Origin of the sequence: Streptomyces sp. AN091965, assembly GCF_022698285.1 — a bacterium.
Lineage (GTDB): Bacteria > Actinomycetota > Actinomycetes > Streptomycetales > Streptomycetaceae > Streptomyces.
The window spans coordinates 7,951,242-7,967,609 of the sequence record NZ_JALDMY010000001.1 but is presented as its reverse complement, the minus strand read 5'-3'; the positions used below and the strand labels follow the sequence as shown (position 1 = coordinate 7,967,609).

Here is a 16,368-nt window from a genome sequence, read left to right as displayed (position 1 = left end):
AACGCTCGTTCAATGGCTTGTCCAGGGAGCCGGAGCCTCCGCCTCCGGAGGCCATCCGTTGAGAAGGCCCCGACCCGCATCAACGGATGACCGATCCGGCACTCCAAAAATCGACGCGGCATTCGGCGGGGAAACCCGTCAGGCGGTCGATGGCACCGACTTCCCGACCCTGGAAAACTCGTACGCGACCGAAAAGGAGCGGGGCCGGTGGTGCCCCTGAGCCTTCTACCGCCGTGCCGCCTTTCGCCGCCCGTCCGCGCCTTCTGCTGTCTCCTGGCACTTTTCGCTGTTCATCGGGGGAGGAACGACATGCACATCACTGTTCTGGGACCTGTTTCCGTGGCCACCGGGGGAAAACGCCACGGAATCCAGGCCAACAAGGTGCGGTCGATGCTCGCCGTCCTCGCCCTCGACGCGGGCCGGGCCGTCTCGCACGCGGACCTCGCGGACGAGCTGTGGGCGGGCCAGCCCCTCGGCAACACCCGCAACGCGCTCCAGGCGCACGCCACCCGGCTGCGCAAGGTGCTCGACAGCGGCGCGGAGCGCCCCCGGGGGACGACCGTGCTGCGCGCGGTGCGCGGCGGCTACCTGCTCGACGTGCCACCGGGCTGCGTCGACGGCAACACCTTCCTCGACCTGGCCTCGCGCGGTGCCGCGGCGCTCGACGTGCGCCCGGAGCGGGCGATCGAGCTGCTCAGGGCCGGGCTCGACCTGTGGCAGGGGCCCGCGCTGCTCGACGCCGGCGACGGGCTGCGCTGCCGGGGCGCCGCCGCGCTCTTCGACGAGCGGCGGCTCACGGTCCGGGAGGACCTGATCCGCGCCCGCCTCGCCGTCGGCGACGCCTCGCGGGCGGTGGCCGAGCTGCGCCGCCTGGTCGCCCAGCACCCGCTGCGCGAACGCTTCTGCGAGCTCCTCATGCTCGCCCTGTACCGCACCGGGCGGCAGGCGGAGGCCCTGGAGCTGTTCCACGTCACACGCCGCCGGCTCGACGAGGAACTGGGCGTACAGCCCGGAATCGTGCTCCAGCGCCGCCACACGGAAATCCTGTCGCAGGACCCGGCCCTTTCCCTGACCACCGTCCCCGCCGCCTCATAAAACGCACCCGCGACCGCCCGCACGCATTCCCGCCCTTTCCCTTTCTCCCATGACGCCTCATCCGCCACGGCGGTCACCACGCCACGGCCTTCCCCGGTGAGACGCACGGCGCCCGCCCCTATGCGGCCGCGCATTCCTTTCCCGCTCTCCGGCGGGGCCCCGACAACCGCAGGAGCAGCCGCGACATGACGTCCGATTGGCAAGCCCGCCGGGCCACTCCCGCGCGGCCCGGCGAGCCCCTCGCGATCGTGGGGCTCGCGGAACTCGACCCCGACGGGCTCGACGACGTCGTGGTCGACGTCGCCCGGTTCGGCATCCCCCCGATGCAGGCCAGGTCCATGAACCGCATGCAGCTCCTGATGCTGGAGGCCGCCCGGCGCTGTCTGGCGGACGCGGGCCACCCCGCGCGGCCGCTGCCCGCCGAGCGCACCGACGTCGTCACGGGCCTCTGCTTCGCCCTCGACCGCCAGCACGCCAACGCCGTACGGATCGAACTCCCCCGGTACGCCCGCGAGGTGGAGCGCGCCGCCCGCGTGGCGGGGGCGGCGCCGGACCGGGCCGCGCGGGCCGCCGCCGAGCTGCGCGAGCGGCTCGCGCCCCGCCTCGGCGGCTCGCCGCACGACCGCGTGGGCGAGATGGCGAGCACGATCCCGGCGCGGATCGCCGCCGCCTTCAAGCTGCGCGGCCGCACGCTCGCGGTGGAGTCCGCCGAGGCGACGTCGTTCGTGGCGCTCGCGCACGCGGTGGACCAGCTGCGCGCCGAGGCGTCGGACGCGGTGCTCGTCCTGGCCGGGCAGCGGCGCGAGAGCCCGTTCGTCGCCGGGGCGCTCGCGGCGAAGGGGGTGTACGGCCCCGGCGGCGGGCGCGCGTCCGCGGCGGAGCCGGACGGCGCGCGGGGTGCGGCCGACGCGCCGCGTTCGGGCTCGGCACCGCCGCCGGGCGAGACATCGGACCACCCCGTCGCCGAGGGCGTCGGCGCCGTGCTCCTGAAGCGGCTCTCCACGGCCGTACGCGACGGGGACCGCGTCTACGCCACCGTCCTGGACTGCACGCTGCGGCACGACCCGCGCCCCGGCACCTTCCGGCACTCGCACTCCGTCGCGCTGCGGCAGGAGGCGGCCGCCGACTCGCTGCGGGCCGCGGGCGCGGCGCCCGACACCGTCCAGTACGTCGTCCGCGCGGGCTCCGCGGCACCCCGGGAGGCCGCCGCCGAACGGGAGGCCCTCGCCCGGCTGCACGCGGGACGCGCGCCGGGGGCGGTGGTGCTCGGCATGGGCGAGGGCCGGGCGTTCGCCCACGCCGGGCTCGCGTCGGTGAGCCGGGTCGCCCGGGGGCTGCGCGAGGGGCGCTATCCGGGGCCGCCGGTGGAGAACGCCGGGCCGGTGGAGGGTACCGAGCCCGTGGAGGGCACCGAGCCCGTGGAGGGCACCGAGCCCGTGGAGGCGCCCTTTCGGCGGGCGCGGGCGGGTGAGGCGTGGGTCGCGCGCCCCGGGACGCCGCGCCGGGCCGTCGTGCACGGGTCCTCCCTGACGGGGACCTTCTGCCACCTCGTCCTCGAAGAGCACCGCGGCCCCGCCCCGGCCGGGCCCCGCGCCCGTTCCCGGAGCGGGCCGCGGGCGGTGCCGGTCGCGGTGGTCGGGCTCGGCGGGCGGTTCGCCGGAGCGCCCGACGCCGCCGCGTTCTGGCGGGTCGTCGGCTCGGGCCGGACCCGCATCGGTCCGGTGCCGGACCACGTCCTCGACCGGGACCTCTACCACTGCCCCGGCTCGCTCAGCCTGACCCACTCGTACACCGACCAGGGCGGCCACGTGCCGGTGCCCGACGAGCCGCCGGACGACCTGGCGGTCCTGCCGCTGCGGTACGCGGCGATGGACGGCGCGCAGCGGCTCGCCCTCGACGTCGCGGCGGAGCTGTTCGCCGGGCGGCGCGCCCTCGCCGGGCGCGGCGTGGTCGCCGTCGGCACCACGCTGGGCCTGACGAAGGAGCGGCGCGCCCACACCGACCTGTTCCTGGAAGGGCTTGAGGACACCGTCGCGGCGCTGCCCGCGCTCGACGGGCTCTCGGCACTGCGCAAGAAGAAGCTCCTGGAGCGGCTGCGCGAGCGGACCGCGCGCGACGCGGCCGAGCCGTCGCCCGCCCTGCTCGACGGCTGTCTGGCCAGCGGCGTCGCCGCGCTGCTCGCCAACGAGTACGGCCTCGGCGCGGTGCCGCTCGCGGTGGAGGCGGCCTGCGCGTCCTCCCTGGCCGCCCTCGACGTCGCCGTGGGCGCGCTGCGCTCGGGCACCGCCGACTTCGCCGTCGCGGGCGGCGTCGAACTGGCCTGCACCACACGGGACATGGTCCTGTGCTCCGCGCTCGGTCTGCTCTCGCACAGCAGGAACGCGCCGTTCGACGCGGCCGCCGACGGCTTCACACCGGGCGACGGCTGCGGGCTCTTCCTGCTGAAGCGGTACGAGGACGCGCGCCGCGACGGGGACACCGTGCACGGGGTGATCCGCGCCGTCGGCGCCTCGAACGACGCCAAGTCGCTGATCGCCCCGGACGTCGCGGGCCAGGTGCGGGCCATGCAACGCGCCTTCGCCCAGGTGGACTTCGAGCCCTGCACCGTGGACTATCTGGAGGCGCACGGCACCGGCACCAAGGTGGGCGACCGGGTCGAGATCGCCGCCGCGGCCCGGCTCTACGCGGGCGGCCCGCGCGCGGGCGCGCTGCGCATCGGCTCGGCGAAGTCGTTCTTCGGGCACACCTTCGCGGCGGCGGGCAGCGCGGGCCTGCTGCGCACGCTGCTCGCGCTCAGGGCGGGCACGCTGCCGCCCAACACCCTGTTGCGCACGCTGAATCCGGCGCTCGGGCTCGCCGCCATCCCGGCCGAGATCGCCACCCGGGCCGAGCCGTGGCCGCGCCCGCCCGGCAGGCCGCGGCGCGCGGCCGTCAGCTCTTTCGGCACCGGCGGCATCAACTACCACGTCCTCGTCGAGGAGGACCGGGCGCGCCACGAGAAGGGGTCAGGACCGCGATGAACTTCGCCTTCGACGACGACACCGAGGACATGCGCGAGGCCGTCGAGCGGTTCGCGCGCCGCGACCTGGGCGGGCCGCCGCCCGCGGCCGGGGCCCCGGACCCGGCGGAGTTCCGGCGGCGCTGGCAGCTCGCGGGCACACAGGGCCTGGTCGGCAGCGTCGTACCGGAGCGCTACGGCGGCAGCGGCCTCGACGCGGTGACGGCGGCAGCGGTGATGGAGGCGCTCGGCTACGGCTGCCCGGACACGGGCTTCGCCTTCTCCGTGGCGGCGCACCTGTTCGCGGCGGTGATGCCGGTCGTCGAGTTCGGCACCGAGGAGCAGAAGCGGGCCCTGCTGCCCGCGCTGTGCTCGGGCGAGCGGATCGCGGCGCACGGCATCACCGAGCCGGAGGCCGGTTCGGACACCCTCGCGCTGCGCACCCGCGCGGTGCGCGACGGCGACGCGTACGTGCTCGACGGGGCGAAGGCGTTCACGACGAACGCGCCGGTCGCCGACGTCTTCGTGGTGCAGGCGGCGACGGCGCCCGGCGGCGGGTACTTCGGCCTCACCGCCTTCGTCGTGGAGGCCGACACTCCGGGTCTCACGGTGGGACCCCCGTACGACAAGGTGGGCCTGTGCGGTTCACCGACCGCGGATGTGCGCCTGGACGGCTGCGTGGTGCCCGCGAGCGCCGTGCTCGGCGCCGAGGGCGCGGGCGCGAGCGTGTTCGCGGGCTCCATGAAGTGGGAGCGCACCTGTCTGTTCGCGGCCTACCTCGGCGCGATGCGGCGGGTCCTGGAGTCCACCGTCGCGTACGCGGGTCAGCGCGAGCAGTTCGGGGTGCCGATCGGCGGCTTCCAGGCGGTGAGCCACCGCGTCGTCGACATGACGCTCGCGGTGGAGTCGGCGCGGCTGCTGCTGTACAAGGCGGCGTGGGGGCTGGCACGGGGCAGTGAGGACGAGGTGGCGCCCGCGCTCGCGAAGCTCGCGGTGAGCGAGGCGGCCGTGCGCGTCGGCCTGGACGCCGTCCAACTCCGGGGCGCGCTCGGCGTGGTGAGCGGGGAGGCGGAGACGCTGCTGCGGGACGCGCTGCCCTCGCGCATCTTCTCCGGCACCAACGAGATCCAGAAGAACAACATCGCGCGGGCGCTCGGCCTGGGCGGCAGCCGCCGCGCGGGCACCCGCCGCCGAGCCGGGACACCGTGATCCCAGGACCGTGGTCCCAGGGCCGTGGTCCCGGGACACCGTGATCCCGGGACGCCGAGAATCGAGAGAGGACGCCTCACCATGGCGGTCATCGTTCACCGCATCCGGCTGCACGACGGCGTGGCGCCGGAGCGCTTCGAGTCCTGGGTGCGGGACGTGGACTATGCGACCTGTCCGGAACTGTCCGCTGTCCGCGCGTTCGGCGTGCAGCGCCGGGCCTCCGGCGAGGGCGGCGGCGCCGTCGAGTACTTCGAGATCATCGAGGTGACCAGCGCGGCGGAGTTCGAACGCAATATGCGGTCGGAGCCATTCCGCCGCCTTGTCGCCGATTTCGAGAAGATGGCCGCTGTGGTCGACGAGTGGTCCGGGGAACGGGTGGGAGCAGGTTACCGGGCCGAATGATGGGGCGGGCCCACGGCAGGGGGTCCGGGAACCAGGAACCGGGAAAGCAACCTCCGGTGAATATCGCTCGACTCCTGGATCCGCGACCGCCGTGTCCGGCACTCCCGGAGGCGAACACCCGGCCCGTTCATCCTTCTTGGCCGCGGAATTCAGCGGTCCGCCCAATTGCCGCCATCAATCCGGTTTCATAAGCAATGGCAACGGCCTGGGCGCGTGTGCCGACACCCAGCTTTCGGAGCACGTGGTGGACATGGGATCTGACGGTCGCCATGGACACCGAGAGCTTCTCGGCGACCTCGGCGTTCGACTTGCCCTGGGCGAGCAGCACCATCACCTCGGACTCGCGGGGGGTGAGGTCCGCCGCCATGCGCGCGGAGCGGCGGGACATCCCCTGCTGCGGCAGGCGCTCCAGGGTGCGCCGGGCGGCGGCGGGCATCACCATCGTGGCGCCCGCGCTGACCGTCCGCAGCACGTGGATCAGGTCGTCCGCGGAGGAGTCCGGGGCGAGGACCGCGCGTACGCCGATGCACAGGGCCTCGACGGAGCGGTGCGCGGCCTCGGCCTTGGTGATCAATATGATCTTGGTCAGGGCGGCCAGCTCCGCCAGCTCGCTCTTGTCCTCGAAGCCGAGCGCGGGGGCCACCACGATCATGACGTGGGGCGCCAGTTCGGCGACGGCCGCGGCGGATTCACGGCCGGTGGTGAAGCCCATGACCTCGATGTCGGGCTGCTGGTCGAGCAGCGCGCGCATCGCGGCGGACATGATCGACTCATCACAGCACACCAGGACGCGGATCTTCATGCCTCGCCGCCTCACCGCATCTCGTCCGGGCGCGGGCCGCGGCGGCGGGCGGGCCGGGCCGCACCCCTCGTCACGGTGTCACGTGTCACGGATGTCACGGCGTCACATGTCACGGCATCACGCCCGCGCGGGCCGGCCGCGCCGGCCTCGTGCCCGCGTCCGGCAGGTGCCCCCTGCAGCAGTGCCCCATCTCGCCGCCCCCTTTTTGAATGACACGACCATGTGCCTTCGGGTACCCCTCGTCGCTGCTGCGCGCTATCGGACCCGGCTGCTCTTCGATGGTGCGCTTCACCCCGGGCCGCCGCGTCTCCTCTCCGGAATCGGTGCAGGCACGTGGACGCGGAATATTCCGTCCGCACTGCAACAGTATGTGCGCGCAACTGGCATCAGGGGGAGCTTTATTGGAAGAAGCATGAAAATGGCTCGAAACCTCGCGGGGGAAATGTCAGATCGTCCGCAGGGGCGCGTGTGCGGGGCGGCGGTGCGAGCGCGGGAAGGCCGATACACCCGTGGTGGGGCGGCCCAGCCTGCTGAGGAATATCGCCTGTCCCGGAATGCGGAACCGATCCTCCAGGGCGCGCCGCAGGTCGTCGTGCTGAAGGACGGCGCTGATGGGGTGCAAGGCGAGTCCGGCCACCGTGGCGGCCAGCCAGTAATCGGCCACTCGTGCGCCGCCCTTGACGCCGTCCGCGAGCGTCGGCGGCCGCGTACCCGTGAGGCTCAGGACGGCGAGGGCAGGCGTGGGGCGCACGATGCGCGCGAGCTGCCGGGCGAGCAGACCGGGGTAGCCGACGTGCCGCAGCAGGCGCATCGTCGTGGGCGCGAGCGCGAGCCGCCGCGCCCGCTCGTGCGGCCGGGACAGCGGCCCGAACAACTCCTCCAGCGTGAAGCCGTCCCCGCGCGCGGCCGCGTCGGCGGCGCTGAACCGCAGGTAGGAGTGGGTCTCGCGCCAGGCAGGGCCGTGGCTGAAGTCCCGTCCGGCGTGCCGGGCCACGAAGGCGGCGAGTGCGGCGCGGTCGGCGTCCGACGTCAGATGGCGCACACTCACGTCCGCGTCCCGCGCGAGGGCGGTGTCCGTCGGCGCCGCCAGGCGGTCCAGGACCTCGGGCGCGACGGGCTCGCGGCGGTAGGGCGCGCGGTGGGTGCGCCGTGCCGCGGCGGTGGCCCGCAGGGCACGCGGGTCCTCGGCCGCTCCCCCGGCCTCGTGGCGCAGCCGTGCCACGCCCAGCGGCGCCCAGGTGCGGGGCCAGTCGGCGGGGCCCGGCCGCGCCCACGGCCAGTCGGCGACCAGGGGCCGCGTCAGGGCTCCGGGCGCGTACCGCAGGGCGTCCACGGTCCACCCCCGCGCGCCGAGGGCCCGGAGCAGGAGCTGCGCGTACGCGCCGCAGCTGATCAGCATCTCCACGTGCAGGGCGGGCAGCGCACGCAGTCGGCGCTCGCGGTCGAGGGCGAGGACGAGGTACTGGTCGGCGGCCTCCGCCGTCCCGCCCACGGCCCGTGCGGCGGCGGCGCGGGCGTCGCCCCCTCTGGCCCAGGCCACGGCCCAGGGCTGGCAGTTGTGGGAGGAGGGGCTGAGCGCGGCGACGCGCACGGCGTCGTCGAGGGCGGCCTCGAAGCCCGGCTCCGTGGGCACGGCGGGGGCGGCCGTGCGGGGCGCCCGGGTCCAGTCAGCGGTCATGGGTGTCGCACTCCTCGGGTTTCCCCAGGTCTCCTCGGCGGCGCGGGTCAGCGGTCCACGGGCGGCGGCAGCAGGAACGGGTACGTCCGGCGCCGGACCTTGCGGTGCCAGAACCGGTCGGCTGCGCGCAGCCGCTGGATCAGCTCCCACATCCGGGCGTCGGCGCGGTAGTAGGCGGCGACCTCGTCGGCGGTGAGCGGCGTGGCCAGGCGGGCGTTGGCCTCCTCCAGGAAGGCGGGGACGAGCGGGCCCAGGCGTTCCTTGTGGAGGTTGCCGAGGAAGTCCAGGAGCACCCCGCGGGTCTCGTAGAACTTGTCGAAGATCGACTTGGCCATGGCCAGGCGGACGGCGTCGCGCAGGATCCACGGCAGCGAGGTGAAGAACAGGCGTACGTCGAGCTCCTCGCGCCCCCGGGCGTCGCGCATCAGGGGCGTGGTGACGTCCAGGTAGGTCAGTTCGCCGTCGGTGTCGATCCAGTTGGAGGCCTGCGCGTCCAGGCCCGTGGTGGGGCCGACGGCGGCCTCGACGCGGTCGAGGAAGCGGACGAAGAAGCTCTTCGCCCAGGCCTCGCCCTCGGTGTGCAGCAGGCGGGAGCACAGCCGCTCGGGCGGCAGTTCGCGCTGGACGCAGTACGCGACGATCCGCCCGCCGGGGCCGGGGGTGTGCCACACCTCGGTGGGCGCGACGGTGAGCCCGCGGTCGGCGAGGCGGCGCAGATACGCGTCGAGGCCCTCCCGGTAGCGGTCGAAGCGGGCCCGGTCGGGGAAGGCGGGCAGGCGCTTGCAGGCGAAGGGGCCCGCGTCGGTGCGCAGCCGCAGGACGAGGGTGATCTCGCCGTGGCCGAGCACGTCGAGCGCGCTGTCGTCGGCGGTGCGCAGGGCGTGCCGCACCCGCCGCTCCAGGTCGTCGAGTTCGGCGCGCGGCAGCGGGAAGGCCGGGGGGTGCCGAAAGGTCATGGGGTGTCCTCACTCAGGTGTCCGGCGGGTGTGGACGCGCGCGTGGACCAGGAGGAGCCGCCCGCCCGCGGCGACGAAGGCGGCGTCGAAGAGGAGGATCTGCGGGACGCTGGTGACGAGGACCGCCACGAAGCAGGCCAGCATGGCCAGTTGGGCCCACAGGGCCGCGACGACCAGCCGCCGGTCGCAGTCCGCCACGAGGACGGCTCCGCTCGCGGCCATCGCCACGCCGACGAGGGCGGCGACGGCGCTCGGGTGCGCGGCGAGGCGGTCGCTGAGCGGCCCGAGGACGGCGAGCCCTTCGTTGGCGTCGGCCGCGGCGTCGAGGCGGCCTTCGACCGACTCGATCCCGGGGACGAACTTGGCGAGTCCCGCGAGGACGTAGAGGACGCCGAGGACACGCTGGAGCAGCAGGTTCCGGCCGGACACGAGGGTGAGTCTCCTCCGGCCGCGGCCGGGCGGCCCGCCCCTTTCCGGCCTTCGCGGGCGGCCCGGCTCATGCCGCCGTCACCACCAGGACCGCGTTCTGGCCGCCGAAGCCGAAGGAGTTGCTGACGGCGACCTCGACGGGGCGCTCGCGCGGCGCGCCGGTGACGACGTCCAGGTCGATGTCGGGGTCCTGGTGGCGCAGGTTGGCGGTCGGCGGGACTGTGCCGTGCTGCACGGCGAGGACGGTGAGCGCGGCCTCGATCGCCCCGGCCGCACCGAGGGTGTGGCCGAGGACGCCCTTGGTGGAGGTGACGGCGGGGCCCGTGCCGAGGAACTTGCGCAGCACGGCGGCCTCCGCGGCGTCGTTCAGGGGCGTGGACGTGCCGTGCGCGTTGACGTGGTCGACCTCGTCGGGCATCACGCCCGCGCGGGCTAGGGCCGTGCGCAGGGCGAGCAGGACGCCGGTGCCCTGCGGGTCGGGGGCCGTCAGGTGGTACGCGTCGGCCGACGCGCCGTACCCGGCGATGCGGGCCCGCACGGCCGCGCCGCGCGCGCGGGCGTCGGCGGCGCGCTCCAGGACGAGCATGCCGCTGCCCTCGCCGATGACGAAGCCGTCCCGGTCCCGGTCGAACGGCCGGGAGGCGGCCGCGGGTTCGTCGACGCGCCGGGACAGGGCGCCCATCTGCGCGAAGCCCGTCACCATCAGCGGGGACACCCCGGCCTCGCCGCCCCCGGCGACCACGACGTCGCAACTGCCGTCGCGCAGCAGCTGGAGCGCGGTGCCGATGGCGGTGGCGCCGGACGCGCAGGCCGTCGCGGTGACGAAGTTGGGCCCGGTGGCCCGCAGGTCCATCGCCAGGTGCCCGGCCACCATGTTCGGTACGAGCATGGGGATGAGCAGCGCCGACACGGCCTTGGGCCCGTCGTCGACGAGCCGCCGGTGCTGTGCCTCCCAGGTGGCGACGCCGCCGAGGCCGCAGCCGACGACGACCCCCACGCGGGCGCCGTCCCAGGTCGCCGGGTCGAGGCCGCTGTCCGCGACGGCCTCGCGCGCCGCCGCGACGGACAGCTGGCTGAACCGGTCCTGGGTCAGGGCGCTGCGCCGCCCCACGTGGCGCCGGGGCGAGAACCCGGGCACGGTGCAGGAGATGTCGACGGGCAGCCCCGCGAGCGCCGGGTCGCGCGCCGCCGCGGACTCGCCCGCGCACACCCCCGCCCAGGTGGCGGCCGCCCCGATCCCCGCGGCGGTGACGAGCCCCACCCCGGTCACCACCACGGCGTCGCCCTCGGGGGCCGCGGCGCCGGTGGCGGGACGCGGGGTGGGGTGCTCGGCGGGGGCGCCGGGCAGCGGGCGCGCGGGCCCGGCGGCCCCGGCGGCCCCGTCGTGTCCGCCGTGCCGGACGGCCGGTCCTGCGTGCGTCATGCCCATCGGATGCGCCCCACCTCTCGGTCGCTTGGGTCGAGTCTGCGGGCCGCGGCTGACCGGGGACCGCGTACGGCGCTGACGGACGGCTGACCGCGCGGGCACGCGGCCGCTGCGGCGCGCCCCGGGCGGGGTCGATCAGCGAGCGGTCAGCGCCCCGTCAGCACGGGTGGCCCCGTCCCGTCAGCCCGCCCCGCGAGACTCGACGTCAGCTTCAGCGTCCTGCCGTCGGCGTACCAGACGAGACCGAGGAGCACGCGTGACCGCACCGCCACCGAGCCACCCGCCGCCGCACCGGGCCGCGGTCCTCGCCGGAGTGGGCGGCTGTCTGCCGCCGACCGCCGTCACGAACGACGAGCTCGCCGAGCGCCTCGACAGCTCGGACGCGTGGATCCGCTCGCGCACGGGCATCCGGCAGCGCTACTTCGCCCCGGCCGGCACCGCCACCTCCGACCTCGCGGTCGGCGCGGGCGCCAAGGCCCTCAAGTCGTCGGGCCATCCCGACGCGGACGCCGTGCTGCTCGCCACCACCACCCCGGACCGGCCGTGTCCGGCGACGGCGCCGGTCGTGGCGGCGCGGCTCGGTCTGACCGGAGCCGCTGCCTTCGACGTGTCGGCGGTCTGCACGGGGTTCGTGTACGCCCTGGCGAGCGCGGCGGGCCTGATCGCGGCGGGCGCGGCCGACCGGGTCCTGGTGATCGGCGCGGAGACGTTCTCCACGCTGCTCGACCCGGACGACCGGTCCACGGCCGTCATCTTCGGCGACGGCGCGGGCGCGGTGCTCCTGCGCGCGGGCGAGGCGGCGGAGCCGGGCGCGCTCGGCCCGTTCGACCTGGGCAGCGACGGCGGCCGCGAGGACCTGATCACGGTGCCCGCGGGCGGCTCGCGCCAGCGCTTGTCCGGGGTGGCGGCCGCGGCGCGCGAGCACTACTTCGCGATGGACGGCAAGGAGGTGTTCCGGCACGCGGTGCGGCGGATGTCCGCGTCGGCGCGCGCCGTCCTCGGCCGGGCCGGCCTGCGGCCCGAGGACGTGGACCACCTGGTCGGCCACCAGGCCAACCTGCGCATCACCAACCACGTGGCCGACGAGGTCGGCATCCCCCGCCGGCGCTGCTTCAGCAACATCGCCGAGGTCGGCAACACGGCCGCCGCCTCCATTCCCCTGGCCCTGGACCAGGCGCACGCGGACGGCGTCCTGACGGTCGGCGGGCGGGTCCTGCTGACCGCCTTCGGCGGCGGGCTCACCTGGGGCTCGACGGTACTGACCTGGCCGCGGCTCGACCGCGCCTGACGGCCCGGGGCCCGCGCACGCACGGCCCGGGCACGTGAACACAGAGGGAGAACCGCATGAGCGCGATGTACGACAGGCTGGCCGACCTCCTGGTCGACCGTTTCGAGGTGGACCGCGCGGAGATCGGTCCCGACACCAAGTTCGAGGACCTCGACATGGACTCGCTGTTCCTGGTCGAGCTGCTCCTGGTGATCCAGTCCGAGTTCAAGGTCGACATCGCGGAGGACGCGGCGTCGCCCGGCGACACGATCGCCGCGGTCGCCGGTCTGATCGCGCGCGCGAGCGCCCCCGCGGCGACGGCGACCACCTCAGAGCGAGCCTAGGACGGCCATGAGCACCCAGCAGTCGATCATCAACTACATCGCCGACGTCTGGCTCGACGGCGACACCGAGGGGCTCGACGCGCAGCTCCCCCTCGCCGAGCTGAACATCATCGACTCGGCCGGGATCTTCGACCTCGTGCACCACCTCCAGACCGACTTCCGCATCACCGTGCCGCTGCGGGAGATCTCCCCGGCGAACTTCCGGACCGTCGACACCATCGCCGCGCTCGTCGACCGGCTGCGGGACACGGTCAGGCCCGAGGGGGAGGCCGTGCGATGAGCAGCGTGCACCGGCAGATCGTGGACATCGTGGCCTCGCGGACGCTGTACGACACGTCGTACCTGCTGCCCGAGAGCCACTTCGAGGCCGAACTCGGCATCGACTCCGTCATCTTCGAGTCGATCCTCGCGACGGTACGGGAGCGCTTCGCGCTCGCCACGGAGCTGCCCACCGGACTCGCGACCGTCCAAGAGCTCGTGGCGGCCGTCGAGGAGGCGCTCGCGGTGGCGGCGCCACCCGCCGCGCCGCCACCGGCCGACGCCACCGGCGACCCGCTCACCGAGGCCGTCGTGGGCGCCGCCATGCGCCACACCCAGTACAGCCGGGAACAGCTGCCCCTGGACGCCGACTTCGAGGGCGAGCTGGGCATCGACTCGGTGGTCCTCGTGTCCGTCGTCGCGGACAGCGCCCGCGACCTGGGGCTGCCCGACCATCTGGCGGGCACGGTCACGGCGCCCTCGCTGCGCGCCCTGATCGCCGAGCTGCGCCCCTTCCTCGACGGCACGGCGGCGGACGACGAACGAGTCGGCGACTGTAACGAACGTTCTACCCAGTGGGACGAACGCTCCATGAAGGACTTCGTGGAGGAGCGCGACCCCGACCTGTTCACCAAGGCCCGCAGCTTCCGCTCCCATCTGCGCGGCCGCGAGGCCGAGCACCTCTACTGGTACGGGATGCCGCTGCACTCCCGCTGCGGCAACCGGGCACTCATCCTGGACGAACACACCGGACACAAGCGCGAGTTCCTGATGTTCGCCTCCAACAACTACCTGGGGCTCGCCAACCACCCGCAGGTCATCGAGGCGGTGTGCGATGCCACCCGCACCTTCGGCGCGACCCACACCGGATCGCGCTTCATCGGCGGCACGAACATGCTCCACAAGGAGCTGGAGCGGCGCCTCGCCGCGTTCAAGGACCGCCCGGCGTGCATCGTCTATCCCGGCGGGTACGCCGCGAACCTCGGCGCCATCTCGGCGCTCGTGAAGAGCTACGACACGCTGGTCGTCGACAAGCTCAACCACATGAGCATCGTCGACGGCGCCCGGCTCTCCGGCGGCGTCCGCAAGATCTACCAGCACAACGACATGGCGGACCTGGAGCGCATCCTCAAGCGCCGCGACGACCGCTCGGGCGGCGCGCTCATCGTCGCCGACGGCGTGTTCAGCATGCACGGCGACCTCTGCGACCTGCCGCAGATCGTGCGTCTGGGCAAGGAGTACGGCGCCCGCGTCATGGTCGACGACGCGCACGCGACGGGCGTGCTCGGCGCGCGCGGCACCGGCACCGCCGAGCACTTCGGCCTCAAGGGCGAGGTGGACCTGGAACTCGGCACGATGAGCAAGGCCCTCGCGGGCATGGGCGGTTTCGTCGTCGGCGAGCACGAGGTCATCGAGTACTTGCGGTACTACTCCCATTCGTACGTGTTCGCCGCCAACATCCCCGCGGGCGTCGCCGCCGGGCTCATCGCCGCGCTCGACGTCATCGAGGCGGAGCCGGGGCGCGTCGGGCTGCTGTGGTCCAACATCCGCTTCCTGCACCGGCGGCTCGTCGCGGCGGGCTTCGACCTGGAGAACACCGAAAGCGCGATCCTGCCGCTGGTCATCGGCGACGAGCGCAAGGCCATGGAGATGGGCCGCGCGGTGCGGGCACGCGGTCTGTTCTGCCAGACGGTGGTCTTCCCCGGGGTGCCGCTCGGCGACGCGCGGCTGCGGATCAGCGTCACCTGCGAGCACACGCGCGAGGACCTCGCGGCGGCGGCGGACATCTTCGTCGAGGCCGCCCGCGAGGTCGGCGTGCTGCCGTCGGCGGGGTGAGCGCGATGCCGACCGGGACCGGGGCCGCGCACACCGCCGAGCCCCCGCCGACGCGCGACGGCGCGCTCTCCGACGTCGCCCTGATCCGCAAGCCGTGGCCGCTGGACGCCGAGCGGGCCGCGCGGCCCGCCTTCGTGGGCGCCCGGCCGCGTACGTACGGCGCGTTCGCGGCGCACGTCGCGGCCGTCGCCTCCGGCCTGCTCGGCCTCGGCGCGGTGGTCGGCGACCGGGTGGCGATCTGGCTGGACAAACAGCCGCGCTACGCGGAGGCCATCCTCGGCGCGCTGCACGCGGGCTGCGCGTACGTGCCGCTCGACGGCGGGCAGCCGGTGGCCCGCGTGGCGACGATCCTCGCGGACGCCGAGCCGGTGGCCCTCTTCACGGACCGCCGCCGCCTGGCCGCGCTGAGCGAGGGGCAACTCCCCTCCTCGGTACGGGCGATCGTGCTCGCCGACGAGGAGGAGGACACTGCGGCGGACGGGGCCGGCGAGGGCTCCGCGCACACCTGGACCGCCTTCACCTCGTCCGCAGCCGGGCGCGTCGTGCTGCTTCCGCCCCTGGAGCGCGACGACCTCGCCGCGCTCCTCTACACCTCCGGCTCGACCGGCACGCCCAAGGGGGTGCGGATCAGCTACCGGAACCTGGCGGCCTTCATCCGCTGGGCCCGCGAGGAGCTGGCCGTCGGCCCCGGGGACGTCTTCGCGGGCCACGCCTCGTTCAATTTCGACCTGTCCACGTTCGACCTGTTCACGGCCCTGTCCGTGGGCGCGGCCGTGTGGATCGTGCCGGACGGGCAGACCCGTGACGTGGGCGCGCTCGCCGCGGGCATCCGCGAGCACGGCGTCACCGTGTGGTACTCGGTGCCGTCGGTCCTGCACCTCCTCACGGTGTCGGGCGCGCTCACCCCCGAGACCGTACGGAGCCTGCGGTACGTCCTGTTCGCGGGCGAGGTGTTCCCCATCGCGCACCTGCGGGCACTGGCCGCGCTGTTGCCCGACGACGCGGCGCTCTACAACCTGTACGGGCCGACGGAGACGAACGTCTGCACCCGCCACCGCGTACGCCCCGGCGATCTGTCCCGGCAGGAGCCCGTGCCCATCGGCACCCCGCTGCCCGGCGCCGAGGTGTCCGTCGTCGACGCCGACGGGCGCGTCGTGACCGGCCCGGACGCGTTCGGCGAACTGATCGTCGAGGGCGACTGCGTCACGCCCGGCTACTGGCGCCGCGAGTCCGAGCCCGCCGCCGCCGGGCACCGCCGGGGCCACCACGCCACCGGCGACCTGGTCAGCTACGACGGCGCGAGCCTCGTCTACCGCGGCCGCAAGGACCGCATGGTCAAGCTCGCCGGCTACCGCGTGGAGCTGGGCGAGATCGAGGCCGCGGTGCTGCGCCACCCCGGCGTCGCCCAGGCCGCCGTCGTCGCCGAGACCCGCGCCGGCGAGACCGGTGTCGCCCTGTACTTCACGCTCACCGGCCGCACCCCGCGCCCCGGCCTCATCGAGCTGAAGCGGCACTGCGCCCAGCACCTGCCCCGCTACATGCTGCCGCGCACCGCCACCTGCCTCGACGAGCTGCCGCGCAACGCCAACGGCAAGACCGACTACCACCGCCTGGGCGGCGCCACGCCCGCGCCCGCCCGCGCCCGGCGGGCCGAGCCCGGCACCTGAC

At 74.7% G+C, this 16,368-nt stretch carries 14 protein-coding genes; 9 read left to right on the top strand and 5 right to left on the bottom strand.

Translation table 11 applies throughout. The features are described from left to right. Window positions 1-309: 309 nt before the first annotated feature. The 4 genes from MQV74_RS33775 to MQV74_RS33760 all read left to right on the top strand — a co-directional run bounded on the left by MQV74_RS33775 (window position 310) and on the right by MQV74_RS33760 (window position 5,704). Window positions 310-1,095 carry an AfsR/SARP family transcriptional regulator gene (locus tag MQV74_RS33775; protein WP_242726547.1) on the top strand — a complete coding sequence of 262 codons (786 nt, stop codon included), beginning with the start codon at window positions 310-312 and terminating at the stop codon, window positions 1,093-1,095. A gap of 185 nt (window positions 1,096-1,280) precedes the next feature. Next, on the top strand, window positions 1,281-4,115 hold the full coding sequence (locus MQV74_RS33770) for a polyketide synthase (RefSeq protein ID WP_242726544.1): 2,835 nt from the start codon (window positions 1,281-1,283) through the stop codon (window positions 4,113-4,115). Further along, on the top strand, window positions 4,112-5,302 hold the full coding sequence (gene redW / locus MQV74_RS33765) for an L-prolyl-[peptidyl-carrier protein] dehydrogenase (RefSeq protein WP_242726542.1): 1,191 nt from the start codon (window positions 4,112-4,114) through the stop codon (window positions 5,300-5,302). Before MQV74_RS33770 ends, redW begins: the two co-directional genes overlap by 4 nt. Window positions 5,303-5,383: 81 nt before the next feature. Next, entirely contained in the window at window positions 5,384-5,704 is a 321-nt protein-coding gene (locus MQV74_RS33760; protein ID WP_242726540.1) for a RedY protein, read from the top strand. Between the two features lie 127 nt (window positions 5,705-5,831). Here MQV74_RS33760 and MQV74_RS33755 read toward each other — a convergent pair whose 3' ends face one another. The 5 genes from MQV74_RS33755 to MQV74_RS33735 all read right to left on the bottom strand — a co-directional run bounded on the left by MQV74_RS33755 (window position 5,832) and on the right by MQV74_RS33735 (window position 10,992). Then, window positions 5,832-6,506, bottom strand: coding sequence for a response regulator transcription factor (locus MQV74_RS33755; protein WP_242726538.1), 675 nt, complete (start codon window positions 6,504-6,506; stop codon window positions 5,832-5,834). A gap of 445 nt (window positions 6,507-6,951) precedes the next feature. Then, window positions 6,952-8,184 carry a RedV protein gene (locus tag MQV74_RS33750; RefSeq protein WP_242726536.1) on the bottom strand — a complete coding sequence of 411 codons (1,233 nt, stop codon included), beginning with the start codon at window positions 8,182-8,184 and terminating at the stop codon, window positions 6,952-6,954. A gap of 47 nt (window positions 8,185-8,231) precedes the next feature. Continuing rightward, window positions 8,232-9,140 carry a DUF6206 family protein gene (locus tag MQV74_RS33745; RefSeq protein ID WP_242726534.1) on the bottom strand — a complete coding sequence of 303 codons (909 nt, stop codon included), beginning with the start codon at window positions 9,138-9,140 and terminating at the stop codon, window positions 8,232-8,234. Between the two features lie 9 nt (window positions 9,141-9,149). After that, the gene (locus tag MQV74_RS33740) at window positions 9,150-9,569 is read right to left on the bottom strand and encodes a DUF6041 domain-containing protein (RefSeq protein ID WP_242726531.1); all 420 of its coding nucleotides are present in this window, start codon (window positions 9,567-9,569) and stop codon (window positions 9,150-9,152) included. 67 nt (window positions 9,570-9,636) lie between these two features. Further along, window positions 9,637-10,992 carry a beta-ketoacyl-[acyl-carrier-protein] synthase family protein gene (locus MQV74_RS33735; RefSeq protein WP_242726528.1) on the bottom strand — a complete coding sequence of 452 codons (1,356 nt, stop codon included), beginning with the start codon at window positions 10,990-10,992 and terminating at the stop codon, window positions 9,637-9,639. A 259-nt stretch (window positions 10,993-11,251) separates the two neighbouring features. Between MQV74_RS33735 and MQV74_RS33730 the strand changes: the two genes are divergently transcribed. From MQV74_RS33730 to MQV74_RS33710, 5 genes are read left to right on the top strand one after another with little or no spacing between them, the layout of a single operon-like run. Further along, a complete protein-coding gene (locus MQV74_RS33730; RefSeq protein WP_242726525.1) occupies window positions 11,252-12,283 on the top strand; it encodes a beta-ketoacyl-ACP synthase III in 1,032 nt (343 codons plus the stop codon). Window positions 12,284-12,339: 56 nt separating this feature from the next. Then, on the top strand, window positions 12,340-12,606 hold the full coding sequence (locus tag MQV74_RS33725; protein WP_242726523.1) for an acyl carrier protein: 267 nt from the start codon (window positions 12,340-12,342) through the stop codon (window positions 12,604-12,606). A 7-nt stretch (window positions 12,607-12,613) separates the two neighbouring features. Further along, a complete protein-coding gene (locus tag MQV74_RS33720) occupies window positions 12,614-12,886 on the top strand; it encodes an acyl carrier protein (protein ID WP_242726521.1) in 273 nt (90 codons plus the stop codon). Beyond that, a complete protein-coding gene (locus tag MQV74_RS33715; RefSeq protein ID WP_242726519.1) occupies window positions 12,883-14,700 on the top strand; it encodes an aminotransferase class I/II-fold pyridoxal phosphate-dependent enzyme in 1,818 nt (605 codons plus the stop codon). Before MQV74_RS33720 ends, MQV74_RS33715 begins: the two co-directional genes overlap by 4 nt. A 5-nt stretch (window positions 14,701-14,705) precedes the next feature. After that, window positions 14,706-16,367, top strand: a complete 1,662-nt coding sequence (locus tag MQV74_RS33710) for an amino acid adenylation domain-containing protein (protein ID WP_242726517.1) — start codon at window positions 14,706-14,708, stop codon at window positions 16,365-16,367. Window position 16,368 lies beyond the last annotated feature (1 nt).